At 68.1% G+C, this 11,537-nt stretch carries 10 protein-coding genes; 2 read left to right on the plus strand and 8 right to left on the minus strand.

The genetic code is table 11. The annotated features are described in order from the left end of the window. From RMO12_RS14215 to RMO12_RS14250, 8 genes are all read right to left on the minus strand, one after another. The coding region (locus tag RMO12_RS14215) for an NAD-dependent epimerase/dehydratase family protein (protein ID WP_309639785.1) at window positions 1-416 on the minus strand (416 nt) is incomplete at its 3' end. Further along, window positions 389-1,528 (minus strand): Wzz/FepE/Etk N-terminal domain-containing protein, encoded by a 1,140-nt coding sequence (locus RMO12_RS14220; RefSeq protein ID WP_309639786.1) that lies wholly within the window; start codon window positions 1,526-1,528, stop codon window positions 389-391. The genes RMO12_RS14220 and RMO12_RS14215, both read right to left, overlap by 28 nt. Window positions 1,529-1,541: 13 nt before the next feature. Next, window positions 1,542-3,548: an SLBB domain-containing protein gene (locus RMO12_RS14225; RefSeq protein ID WP_309639787.1), complete on the minus strand. Its 2,007-nt coding sequence runs from the start codon at window positions 3,546-3,548 to the stop codon at window positions 1,542-1,544. 118 nt (window positions 3,549-3,666) lie between these two features. Continuing rightward, a complete protein-coding gene (rfbC, locus tag RMO12_RS14230; RefSeq protein ID WP_309639788.1) occupies window positions 3,667-4,218 on the minus strand; it encodes a dTDP-4-dehydrorhamnose 3,5-epimerase in 552 nt (183 codons plus the stop codon). Between the two features lie 48 nt (window positions 4,219-4,266). Further along, window positions 4,267-5,148, minus strand: coding sequence for a glucose-1-phosphate thymidylyltransferase RfbA (gene rfbA / locus RMO12_RS14235; protein ID WP_309639789.1), 882 nt, complete (start codon window positions 5,146-5,148; stop codon window positions 4,267-4,269). 10 nt (window positions 5,149-5,158) lie between these two features. Continuing rightward, window positions 5,159-6,058: a dTDP-4-dehydrorhamnose reductase gene (gene rfbD, locus RMO12_RS14240; protein ID WP_309625534.1), complete on the minus strand. Its 900-nt coding sequence runs from the start codon at window positions 6,056-6,058 to the stop codon at window positions 5,159-5,161. Beyond that, window positions 6,055-7,113, minus strand: a complete 1,059-nt coding sequence (rfbB, locus tag RMO12_RS14245) for a dTDP-glucose 4,6-dehydratase (RefSeq protein WP_309639790.1) — start codon at window positions 7,111-7,113, stop codon at window positions 6,055-6,057. The genes rfbD and rfbB overlap by 4 nt, the downstream gene beginning before the upstream one ends. After that, window positions 7,110-8,606 carry a mannose-1-phosphate guanylyltransferase/mannose-6-phosphate isomerase gene (locus RMO12_RS14250; protein ID WP_309639791.1) on the minus strand — a complete coding sequence of 499 codons (1,497 nt, stop codon included), beginning with the start codon at window positions 8,604-8,606 and terminating at the stop codon, window positions 7,110-7,112. Before RMO12_RS14250 ends, rfbB begins: the two co-directional genes overlap by 4 nt. A 114-nt stretch (window positions 8,607-8,720) precedes the next feature. Here RMO12_RS14250 and RMO12_RS14255 point away from each other — a divergent pair, with 114 nt between their 5' ends. Both RMO12_RS14255 and RMO12_RS14260 read left to right on the plus strand, forming a co-directional pair. Then, complete coding sequence (locus RMO12_RS14255; protein ID WP_309626318.1) at window positions 8,721-9,815, plus strand: glycosyltransferase; 1,095 nt, start codon at window positions 8,721-8,723, stop codon at window positions 9,813-9,815. Window positions 9,816-9,862: 47 nt separating this feature from the next. Further along, window positions 9,863-11,347, plus strand: coding sequence for a DEAD/DEAH box helicase (locus tag RMO12_RS14260; protein ID WP_309639792.1), 1,485 nt, complete (start codon window positions 9,863-9,865; stop codon window positions 11,345-11,347). Window positions 11,348-11,537: the final 190 nt, after the last annotated feature.

Below are 11,537 nucleotides of genomic sequence, written 5' to 3' on the forward strand. Positions count from 1 at the left end.
ATCGCGTACGGCTCGTTGGTCGGCTCCAGCGGGCCGGTCAGCAGGTAGTCTTCCTTGATCGGCTGCGGGCAGTCGCGCGGGTAGATGCAGCTCGAGCCCAGGAACATCAGACGCTGCACGCCGGCCTGGTGGGCGCCATGAATCAGGTTGGCCTCGATCACCAGGTTCTCGTACAGGAAATCAGCGCGGTACTGGTTGTTCGCCTGAATGCCACCGACCTTGGCCGCCGCGATGAAGATGTAGTCGGGTTGTTCCTGTGAAAGGAAATCATGCACCGCGCGCTGATCCAGCAGGTCGAGCTCCCCGCGGCTGCGCGTCAGGAGGTTGGTGTAGCCGGCGCTTGCCAGCCGGCGCGCGATCGCGCTGCCCACCATCCCACGATGACCGGTCACGAAGACTTTGGCGTTGCGTTCCATTTTTTTCGATGTATGTCGCGAACGATCGCGAATCCGCTCAGTGCCAGCCCGAAAAACAGGGCGGCCGCGAGTGCGATCAGCGACCGTTTCGGTTTGCTCTTTCGCTCGGGCGGTGTTGCGACGTCCACGACCTGGATGAGGCCACCCTCGCGACTCTCATCCACCCGTGCAAGCTCGTACTGCCGCGCAAACAGCTCGAACAGCGTCTCCTGGTATTTGAACTCGCGGTACTTGCCCACGTAACCCGAGTCGTTGCCGGCCGTGTCACGCTGCTCCACGCGCGCCAACTGATCGCGCAGCGCGGCAAGCGTTGCCTGCTGCTGGAGCAGCTCGGGCGCGCCCTCTGCGAGCATGCGGCGCATGCTCTGCAGCCGCACTTCGGCGCCCGTGGCCTCGGCGCGCAGGCGCGCATAGCCTTCGGCTGCCGCCTTGGGTTCGGCCTTGAGTGCACCCTGCGAAAAGCCGCTGCTTTGCAGCGCGACTTGCGCCTTCGTCAGCTTGTCCTTGGTCTGCTCCAACTGCTGCTCGAAGAACACTCGGCGCTGCTGCGCTTCGCTCACGGCCAGCGTCGATGTCAGCTGACGCAGGCCCTCGACGTAGCTGTTGGCCATGGCGGCTGCGCGCTGCGGGTCGTGGTCGTCCACCTCGATGCTGAGCATGCCGTCCTTCTTGCCGGCGGCGATACGCACGTTGCTCTTCAGTGCCTTGCGCGCGTCTTGACGATACTTCGCGTCGTAGACCTCGAGCAGCTTGTAGGCGTCGATGATGCGGTCGGCCACTGTCACGCTTTCCAGCAATGCCACGTACTGCTCGGCCGGGCTCTTGACAGAGCCGCCCGCCAGGCCAGCCAGGCCGCCGAGCGCCCCCAACTGCGAAAGCGCTGCTGACGCCGCGCTTTGTTGCTGCTGGGGCGACAGCAAGGTCGTGCGTGCCGTGAACGTGGGTGCGATGAGGCTGGCAATGCCGAATGCCCCGGCGCCCGCCAGCAGCGTGCCGGCGACGATCAGTTTCCAATGCTCGCCAAGGATCTGCAGAAGCTCCCACAAGCCGATTTCGGGGCCGTCGTCCCAGGTTTCGTCGCTCGCACTGTCGCGGCGCGCCTTGCTGTCCATCGTCGCCGCCATCTCAGCGCTGCAGCGTCCGGATCGCCGCCGCCCCCAGGCCGAACTGGTAGAAGATTTGCGACCATTCCTTGAGCTCCTGCGTCCAGCTGGTCTTGTTGATCTCCTCGGGCACGAACACGGTGTCGCCGGCCAACGCTTCGAGCCGGTCGATGTTGCCGCCAAAACCGAGCCAGTTGCTGCGCTGGCGCGCGCTCACTACGCTGCCGTTGGCGCGCAGCACGAAGGTGCTGCCCGGGTCGGCGCCGCGCGTGGGCCCGCCGGCCAGGCTCACGAAGTCGTTGACCTGGCGGCCCTGGCTGTACAGGTAGCTGCCGCTGTTGAACACGCTGCCGAAGATGCCGACGGTGGTGGGCCGCGCCGGCACGTAGACACGGTCGCCGTCCTCGAGCGCCAGGTCGGGTAGCGAGCGGGTTTCGGGTGGCGATTGCAGCACGATGCGGCCGCTTGGCTTGATGGTGCGCAGCCGCTCGATCAGGCGCGTGGTCGCCGTGCCGCGCGCGGCCTGGGTGGCGGCCTCGTCGGCGCTGAGGGCGCGCTGGGTGGTGGTGGCCTTGGCGAACTCGGTTTCCAGGTCGCGCAGTGCTCGTTCGTAGTTTTCCTGCTGCGTGATGCGCACGCTCTCGCGGCTGAATTCGGTGCCGAACACGTAGGCGTAGGCGGTCAGGCCGCCGGCGGCCTGCAGGGCGTCGTTGATGGTGCTTTGCGCCGGTAGCACGTACTCGCCTGGGTTCGCGACTTCGCCTTCGACGCGCACGCGCCGGTTCTGCAGCGCCACCGGCAGCACCGCCTCCACCGAGCTGAAGGCGCGCAGCACGTCGCCGCCGCTCGGCGTAACGCCTTGCGACTGCGGTAGCGGCAGCTCGGCGATGCCGGTCGTGCTGCGCTGCTCGAGCCGCTGCACACCCAGGCGGCTGCGGTCGGCCACGGCAGTAAAGCCTCCTGCCATGGCCAGCACGTCGGCCACCGTGTCGCCCGCCTTCAGCTCGAAGATCGCCGGCTTGTTGACGCTGCCGATCAGGGCCACCTGCGTGCCCACCGGGCCGATGTGGATCACGTCGTCGGCCTGGACGATGCGGTCGGCGCTGCGGTCGCCCTTGAGCAGCAGGTCGTAGAGGTCGAAGCTGGTCACGAGCTGCTTGCCGCGACGTAGCTGGATGTCGCGAAAGCTCCCGGCCGCGGCCGGACCGCCGGCGCGCAGCAGGGCCCCGACGATGGTCGACAGGCTGCTCACGTTGTAGGAGCCGGGTCTTTGCGCAAAACCGGTCACGTAGACACGCACGCCGCGCAGCTGCCCGAGCGAAACGCTGAGCTGGAAGTTGCGGAAGACCTGCGCCACGCGTTGCCGGATCACGTCGGGCAGGTCGCCGTAGCGGACGCCGGCCACCGTCACCGAGCCGACGCGAGGGATGTTGATGCGGCCGCTGCGGTCCACCTGCACGCGCAGGTCGGCGTCGACCGAGCCCCACAGCACCAACTGAATTTGATCGCCCGGCCCCACGAGGTAGTCGGGGGGTGCCAAGGCGCTGCCTCGGTCGGGCTCACTGCGGCCCGTGATGAGCTCGGCGCCAAAGCGGCGCAGCAGGTTGAAGTCGCGTTCGTCGGTCTGGCCGGCCAGGCGACGCGCATAGGCTTCGAATTCGTCGACCGGCGCGCGGCGAGTGCGGGGCCGATCGCCTCGCCTTGTGTCGAATGCATCATCGGTGGCGGGGCGCCGGTCCGGGCGCTCGGAGCGATCGAGGCGATCTTCGCGGTCCAGGCGCTCGTCGAACTCGTCGCGCTCCCGTCCGTCGGTGTCGACCGAGCGCGGGTTGGTGTTGGTCGGCTGGCGCAGGCGGATCGGGCCCTGCGTGTCGTTGTTGTCCCGCTCCTGGGAGTAGATGCTCTGCGCCAGTGCGGCGGGATCCATCGCCAGCAAAATCACGGCGACCGACGCCAGTCGAGCCAGCCACCGGCAGACGCGAGAGCGGGTCGATCGTGGCCGAAAGAATTGTGCGATCAGTTCAGGCATGGAGTCGTTTTCGCGTGGGTCTTAAGCATCCGCGCGGCGGAATAAAAGAGCCCCCGGGTCGAAGCGGCGAAGTGTACCCACTGGCATGGGCGCGCCGACGGCGCGCCGTCGCGCTGCCTTACTCGAACGCCAAGGCCGTGGCGAGCAACGGGGCAGCCGCATCCTTGCCCGAGAGCACGGGCGCGACGCCGGCATCCGGCCAGACGACGCCCAACGCCGGGTCATCCCACCGCACACTGCCTTCGGCCTGCGGCGCGTAGTAATCGGTGGTCTTGTAAAGAAAGTCCGCCGTGTCGCTGAGCACCAGGAAGCCGTGCGCAAAGCCCGGCGGGATCCACAGCTGGTGGTGGTTGTCGGCGCTCAGTTCGCCGCCCGCCCAGCGCCCGAAACGCGGGCTGCTGCGGCGCATGTCCACCGCCACGTCGAAGACGCAGCCGCTGGTCACGCGCACCAGCTTGCCTTGCGCGTGCGGCGGCAGCTGGTAGTGCAAGCCGCGCAGCACGCCGCGGGCGGAGCGCGAGTGATTGTCCTGAACGAAGGCGACCGCATGGCCCACCGCCGCGTCGAACGCCTGCTGGTTGAAGCTTTCCATGAAGAAGCCGCGGGCGTCGCCGAACACCTTGGGCTCGATCAGCAGCACTTCGGGCAGCGAGGTCGGCGTGACCTTCATCTCAGTTCCCGCGGGAGGCGGCACCGAAGGCGCGTGGGGGTGGTCATCTCAATACACCTGCTCGTTCAGCACCTTCATGAGGTACTGACCGTAGCCGTTCTTGAGCATCGGACGGGCATGCGCTTGCAGCTGCTCGGCGCTGATCCAGCCGGAGCGAAACGCGATCTCCTCCGGGCACGCCACTTTCAAACCCTGGCGTTTTTCCAGGGTGGCGATGAACTGGCCGGCTTCGAGCAGGCTGTCGTGGGTACCGGTGTCGAGCCAGGCATAGCCGCGCCCCATGATTTCCACACCGAGCTGCTGCTGCGCGAGATAGCGCGCGTTGACGTCGGTGATCTCCAGTTCACCGCGATGCGAAGGCTTGATGTCGGCCGCGATGTCGCACACCTGCTCGTCGTAGAAGTACAGGCCGGTCACTGCGTAGTTGCTCTTCGGCACCGCGGGCTTTTCTTCGATGCTGATGGCGCGATGCTCGGCATCGAAGGCCACCACGCCGTAGCGTTCGGGGTCATGCACGTGATAGGCGAACACGCTGGCGCCGCTTTCGCGCTCGGCGGCGTTGCGCAGCAGGCGCTGCAGGTCGTGGCCGTGGAAGATGTTGTCGCCGAGCACCAGCGCGCTCGGTCGTCCGCCGACGAAATGCCGCCCGAGGATGAAGGCTTGCGCCAGGCCGTCGGGGCTGGGTTGCACGCAGTAGCTCAGGTTGATGCCCCAGCGCGTGCCGTCGCCGAGCAACGCCTGAAAGCGCGGCGTGTCCTGCGGCGTGCTGATCAGGAGGATGTCGCGGATGCCCGCGAGCATCAAGGTGCTGAGCGGGTAATAGACCATCGGCTTGTCGTAAACCGGCAGCAGTTGCTTGCTCATGGCCAGGGTGGCCGGATGCAGCCGCGTGCCGGAGCCGCCGGCCAGGATGATGCCTTTGCGTTGCATGCGAGTGTCCTCAGGAGGCGCTTGTTATCTCGGCCAACAGGCGCTCGACGCCCTGCTGCCAGGGCGGCAGGTGCAGGCCGAACGCCGCCCGCAGCTTGTGCGTGGCCAGGCGCGAATTGAGCGGCCGCCGGGCCGGCGTGGGAAAGGCGCTCGTGGGCACTGGCGCCACGGCCTCGGGCGCGACCTTGATGGCCTGGCCGCGCGCTCGCGCGGCCTCGATCACGAAGCGCGCATAGCCATGCCAGCTGGTCTCACCGGCGGCCACCGCGTGATACGTGCCGCCCAGCGCCGGGCGTTCGCGCAGTTGGCGCAACGCCTGCGCGGTGATGTCGGCCAGCAAGTCGGCACCGGTCGGTGCGCCGAACTGGTCGTCGATGACGCTGAGCGTGTCGCGCTCGGCCGCCAAGCGCAGCATGGTCTTGGCGAAGTTGCCGCCGCGCGCGCCATAGACCCAGCTGGTGCGCAGGATCAGGTGTTTGCAGCCGCTCGCGCGGATGGCTTGCTCGCCTTCGAGCTTGGTCGAGCCGTAGACCGAGAGCGGCCCGGTTGGTGCCTCTTCATCGCGCGCTTGGTGGCCCGAGCCGTCGAACACGTAGTCGGTGCTGTAGTGAACCAGCCAGGCCCCGAGCGCGGCGGCTTCGCGCGCCAGCACGCCGGGCGCGGTGGCGTTGAGGGTGCGCGCCAGCGCCGGCTCGCTCTCGGCCTTGTCGACGGCGGTGTGCGCGGCGGCATTGACGATCACGTCGGGCCGCACCGCCCGCACGGTGGCTGCCAGCGACTCGGGCTGGCTGAAATCGGCACTGAGTTCGGTGCTGTCGAAGTCGAGCGCCGTCACCCTGCCGAGCACGCCGAGCGCGCGCTGCAGCTCCCAGCCGACCTGTCCGTTCTTGCCGAGCAGCAACAGCTTCATCGCGCGGCGTAGTTGGTGGCGAGCCAGTCGCGGTAGCCGCCGCTTTGCACGTCGGCCACCCAGTCGGTGTTGGCGAGGTACCACTGCACGGTCTTGCGGATGCCGGTCTCGAAGGTTTCGGTCGGGCGCCAGCCCAGCTCGCGTTCGATCTTCTGCGCATCGATCGCGTAGCGGCGGTCATGGCCCGGGCGGTCGGCCACGTGCGTGATCAGGCGCGCATAGGGGCCGGCAGCGCTCGGCTGCAGCTCGTCGAGCAGCGCAGCGACGCGGTGCACGATGTCGATGTTGGCCTGCTCGTTGCCACCGCCGATGGTGTAGGTCTCGCCGAGCCGGCCGCGCTCCAGCACGGCGCGGATCGCGCTGCAGTGATCGGTGACGTAGAGCCAGTCGCGGATCTGCCGGCCATCGCCATACACCGGCAGCGGCTTGCCGGCCAGGGCGTTGACGATCATCAGCGGGATGAGTTTCTCGGGGAAGTGATAGGGGCCGTAGTTGTTGGAGCAATTGGTCGTGATGACCGGCAGGCCGTAGGTGTGGTGCCAGGCACGCACCAAGTGGTCGCTGGCCGCCTTGCTGGCCGAGTACGGGCTGTTGGGCTCGTAGGCATGGCTTTCGGTGAAGGCCGGCGCGTCCGGTGTCAGGGAGCCGTAGACCTCGTCGGTGCTGACGTGGTGGAAGCGAAAGCCGGCCTTCGCTCCACCGGGCAAGGCCGACCAATAGGCGCGCGTCGCTTCGAGCAAGGCGAACGTGCCCTCGACGTTGGTGCGCATGAAGGCGCCGGGCCCGTGGATCGAGCGGTCGACATGGCTCTCGGCCGCGAAGTGCAGCACCGCGCGGGGGCGGTGCGCGGCCAGCAGGCGGTCGACGAGGTTGCGGTCGCAGATGTCGCCCTGCACGAACACATGGCGCGCGTTGCCGCGCAGCGACGCCAGGTTGCGCAGGTTGCCGGCGTAGGTGAGCAAGTCGAGGTTGACGACCGCTTCGCCGGTGGCGGCGATCCAATCGAGCACGAAGTTGCTGCCGATGAAGCCGGCGCCACCGGTGACGAGGATCATGCTTTGGGCTCGACCGCGACCCGGCCGTAGGTGTCCTCGAAGCGCACGATGTCGTCCTCGCCGAGGTAGCTGCCGGACTGCACTTCGATGATCTCCAGCGGAATGTTCCCCGGGTTGGCCAGGCGGTGCTTCTCGCCGAGCGAAATGTAGGTGCTCTGGTTCTCGGTGAGCAGCAGCTTCTTGTCGCCGCAGGTCACCTGGGCGGTGCCCGACACCACGATCCAATGCTCGGCGCGGTGGTGGTGCATCTGCAGGCTCAGCGTTGCGCCCGGCTTGACGAGGATGCGCTTGACCTGGAAGCGCGGCCCGTGGTCGATGCTGTCGTACCAGCCCCAGGGGCGGTGTACGCGGCGGTGCAGCGTGGCTTCGCTGCGCGAGGCGCGCTGCAGTTGCGCGACGATCTGCTTCACATCCTGGCTGCGGTCGCGGTCGGCCACCAGCACCGCGTCGGGCGTTTCGACCACGACCACGTTGTCCAGGCCGACCACGCTGACCAGCCGGCTGGTCGCATGCACCAGCGTGTTGCGGCTGTTCTCGATGATCGCGTCGCCGCGCGACGCATTGCCGCTGGCGTCGCGCTCGCTGACCTGCCACACGGCGTCCCAGGCGCCGAGATCGCTCCAGCCGGCGTCCAGCGGCACCATCTTGACGGCAAAGCCAGCGCCGTTGCCGCTGCTCACTGCACCCTTGTTGCTGCAGCACGGCTCCATCACCGCGTAATCGATCGATTCGGAGGGGATCGCGGCGAACGCGGCCTTGTCCGGTCGCATGAAACTCGCATCGCTCGAGCGCGCCACCCAGGCCGCGGCGGTGGCGCTCGCGATGTCGGGCCGAAAGCGCTCCAGCGCGGCCAGCCAGACCGAAGCGCGCAGCACGAACATGCCGCTGTTCCAGGCGTAGGCGCGATCGGCAAGGTAGCGCTCGGCGGTGGCAAGGTCGGGCTTCTCGACGAAGGACTGCACCGTTCGCACCGCACCTGCATCGCCGCCGTCGCCGCTGTGGATGTAGCCGAAGCCGGTTTCGGGGCGGGTCGGCGGCACACCGAGCGTGACCAGGCTGCCATCGGCCGCCGCCTCGATGGCCGCACGCAGCGCCACCGTGAAGGCGGGCGCATCGACGACCGTTTGATCCGCCGGGGTGACGACCAGGATCGGGTCATCGCCGCCGGCATTGGTGCGGGCGGCCAGCGCGGCGAGCGTGAGTGCCGGCGCGGTGTTGCGCCCGGTCGGCTCGAGCAGCAAGGTCGCGTCGTGGATGCCGATCTCACGCAGCTGGTCGAGCACCATGAAGCGGTGCTCTTCGTTGCCGACGACCAGCGCGGCGCCAACCTCGACCGCGTCGCCTGCGAGCGCGGCCAGCCGCATCACCGCCTGTTGGAACAGCGTCTGCGGTCCATTGAGCGCGAGGAACTGCTTGGGATAGAGCGCACGGCTGAGCGGCCACAGGCGGGTGCCCGAACCGCCGGCCAGGATGACGGGAACGATGGAGTGCATGAGGGTTGCGAGTTCACCGAAAAGGCGAAGGCACTATAGCGGGGCGAGTGCCCGCGAAGCGGCCGCGAATGCGGGGGATTCCAGGCCTTCAAGGGCGCTGGCTACACTCGCCCGATGCTGTTTTTTCTGTGCGCCTTCGGTGCATCCGCGATCGTGACCTTGCTGGTGGTGCGCTCGGCTCGAACGCACTCGCGGTTCTCGGCCGACCATGACTTGTCGGGCCCGCAAAAATTTCACACCAGCCCGGTGCCGCGCGTCGGCGGACTGGGCATCGTGGCCGGCCTCTTGGCGGCGACGGGGGCGCTGTGGTGGGCGGGTGTGCATGAGCCCGCTGAACTGGCGATCTGGCTGCTGTTGTGCGGCGCCCCGGCGTTCGCCGCCGGCTTGATTGAAGACCTGACCAAGCGCGTCTCCCCCCGCAGGCGCCTGGCGGCCACCGCGTTGTCGGCGCTGCTGGCGGTGCTTCTGCTGCAAGCCACGATCACGCGCACCGACCTGTGGGGGCTGGACTGGATTGCCGCGTTCCCCCTCGGCGCCGCACTGCTCGCCGTGTTCGTGGTGTCGGGCATCGCGAACGCGATCAACATCATCGACGGCTTCAACGGCCTCGCCTCGATGTGCGTGGTGATGATGCTGCTGGCCATCAGCTACGTCGCCGCGCAGGTCGGCGACACGTCGCTGCAGGTGGTTGCCGTGGTGGGGGCCGGTGCGACGCTCGGCTTCTTCATCTGGAACTACCCTGCGGGCCTGATTTTCCTAGGTGACGGCGGCGCCTATTTCCTGGGCTTTTTCATGGCCGAGTTGAGCATCCTGCTGCTGCAGCGCAACCCGCAGGTCTCGCCGCTGTTTCCGCTGCTGATGGCGATCTACCCGGTGTTCGAGACGCTGTTCTCCATGTACCGGCGCAAGCTCGTGCAAGGCCGCGCCGTGGGGGCGCCCGATGGCGTGCATCTGCACAGCCTCGTGTACCGCCGACTGTTGCGCTGGGCGGTGGGCAGCCGCGACGCCAAGTTGCTGACGCGGCGCAACTCGATGACGTCGCCCTACCTCTGGATGCTTTGCATGATGGCGGTGCTGCCGGCGGTGCTGTTCTGGGACGACTCGCGCGTGCTCGGTGCGTTCATCGTCGTGTTCGCGCTGTCCTACACGGTGCTCTACGGCATGATCGTGCGCTTTCGGGTGCCGCGCTGGCTGATCTTTCGGCGCTGAAACCCGCCTGCACGGTTGGCCACCGGCCTCGCCGATAATCGGCGCACATGCAAAACGAATCCACGCTGGCGCCGTCTGACGCGCTCTTCCCCGAGGCGCCCCCGGCCCGCTTCGACACCCTGGCCCTCGATCCCAAGCTGCTGCGCGCGGTCGCCGACTCCGGCTACCTGATCATGACGCCGATCCAGGCCAAGGCCATTCCGCTGGTGCTGGCGGGGCGCGACGTGATGGGTGCCGCCCAGACGGGCACAGGCAAGACCGCCGCCTTCGCGCTACCGCTCCTGCAAAAGATGCTGCGCCACGAGACCGCGAGCGTCTCCCCGGCTCGCCACCCGGTGCGCGCGCTGGTGATCACCCCCACGCGCGAGCTGGCCGACCAGGTGGCCAACAGCGTCAAGACCTACGCCAAGCACACCAGCCTTCGGGCCACGGTGGTGTTCGGCGGCATCGACATGAAGCCGCAGACGGCCGAACTCAAACGCGGCGTCGAGGTGCTGATCGCCACGCCGGGGCGGCTGCTCGACCACATCGAGGCCAAGAACTGTTCGCTGGGTCAGGTCGAGTACGTGGTGCTCGACGAGGCCGATCGCATGCTCGATATCGGCTTCCTGCCGGACCTGCAGCGCATCCTCAGCTACCTGCCAAAGCAGCGCCAGACCCTGCTGTTCTCGGCCACTTTTTCGACCGAGATCAAGAAGCTGGCGCAGAGCTACCTCCAGGATCCGATCCTGGTGGAGACGGCCCGGCCCAACGCCACCGCGTCGACCGTCGAGCAGCGCTTCTACCGCGTCGAAGAAGACGACAAGCGCGCTGCGGTGCGCCAGTTGCTGCGCACGCGCGAGATCTCGCAAAGCCTCGTGTTCGTCAATTCCAAACTCGGTGCGGCGCGGCTGGCGCGCGCGTTCGAGCGCGACGGCCTGAACACCCAGGCGCTGCATGGCGACAAGTCGCAGGACGAGCGCCTGAAGGCGCTGGCGGCCTTCAAGGCGGGCGAGGTCGACCTGCTGGTGGCTACCGACGTGGCTGCGCGGGGGCTTGATATCCGCGACCTGCCGGCCGTCTTTAACTTCGACGTGCCGTTCAATGCCGAGGACTACGTACACCGCATCGGGCGCACCGGCCGGGCGGGTCAGTCTGGCCTGGCGATCACCCTGGTGGACCGCGACGACAGCCGCCTCGTGTCCGACATTGAAAAGCTCATCAAGAAAAAGCTCGATATCGAGCCGCTCGAGCTCGACGACGAGCGCCCGCGTCGCCCGCCGCGGCGCGAGGAGGCGCCGCGCGACGAGGCGCGTGCCGAATCCCGCGCCGACACCCGCGTCGCCGAGCGCGCGCCTGCGCCCGCGCCAGTGCGCCGCTACAGCCCGTCGGCTCCCCCGGCCGACCCGTTCTTCAGCCGCCCCTACGAAGCCCAGGCCGCGGCCGAGCCGGTGTGGGACGCGCCGGTGCAGGCGAGCGGCGCGTCGTCGAGCAGCCTCTCGCGCTATATCAAGCCGAAGCGAAAACTCAGCTCGCTGTTGGGCGGCAAGTAAGAGCGCACGCGTTCGAGTCGTGTTCAAACTGCGGTTGCGCTGCAAGCACGCTCAGGTCACTCGCGCGGCGCTCATGCCGCGTTCACGCCGCGAGCAGCGCGAACACCGCCGGCACGTCGGCCGGCAGCTCCGCCGCCCGCCGCTGCCACCCCGCCACGGTGTCGCTGCGCGTCCAACCCTCAGCCAAGGT

It is taken from the genome of Methylibium sp. (assembly GCF_031393925.1).
GTDB lineage: Bacteria > Pseudomonadota > Gammaproteobacteria > Burkholderiales > Burkholderiaceae_C > Methylibium.

What these genes read in the sequence shown, in the direction of transcription:
- rfbC (WP_309639788.1), bottom strand. Translation starts at nt 4,218, where the DNA reads ATGAAGGTCACGCCGACCTCGCTGCCCGAAGTGCTGCTGATCGAGCCC.
- RMO12_RS14260 (WP_309639792.1), top strand. Translation starts at nt 9,863, where the DNA reads ATGCAAAACGAATCCACGCTGGCGCCGTCTGACGCGCTCTTCCCCGAG.
- rfbA (WP_309639789.1), bottom strand. Translation starts at nt 5,148, where the DNA reads ATGCAACGCAAAGGCATCATCCTGGCCGGCGGCTCCGGCACGCGGCTG.
- RMO12_RS14220 (WP_309639786.1), bottom strand. Translation starts at nt 1,528, where the DNA reads ATGGACAGCAAGGCGCGCCGCGACAGTGCGAGCGACGAAACCTGGGAC.
- RMO12_RS14255 (WP_309626318.1), top strand. Translation starts at nt 8,721, where the DNA reads ATGCTGTTTTTTCTGTGCGCCTTCGGTGCATCCGCGATCGTGACCTTG.
- RMO12_RS14250 (WP_309639791.1), bottom strand. Translation starts at nt 8,606, where the DNA reads ATGCACTCCATCGTTCCCGTCATCCTGGCCGGCGGTTCGGGCACCCGC.
- rfbB (WP_309639790.1), bottom strand. Translation starts at nt 7,113, where the DNA reads ATGATCCTCGTCACCGGTGGCGCCGGCTTCATCGGCAGCAACTTCGTG.
- rfbD (WP_309625534.1), bottom strand. Translation starts at nt 6,058, where the DNA reads ATGAAGCTGTTGCTGCTCGGCAAGAACGGACAGGTCGGCTGGGAGCTG.
- RMO12_RS14225 (WP_309639787.1), bottom strand. Translation starts at nt 3,548, where the DNA reads ATGCCTGAACTGATCGCACAATTCTTTCGGCCACGATCGACCCGCTCT.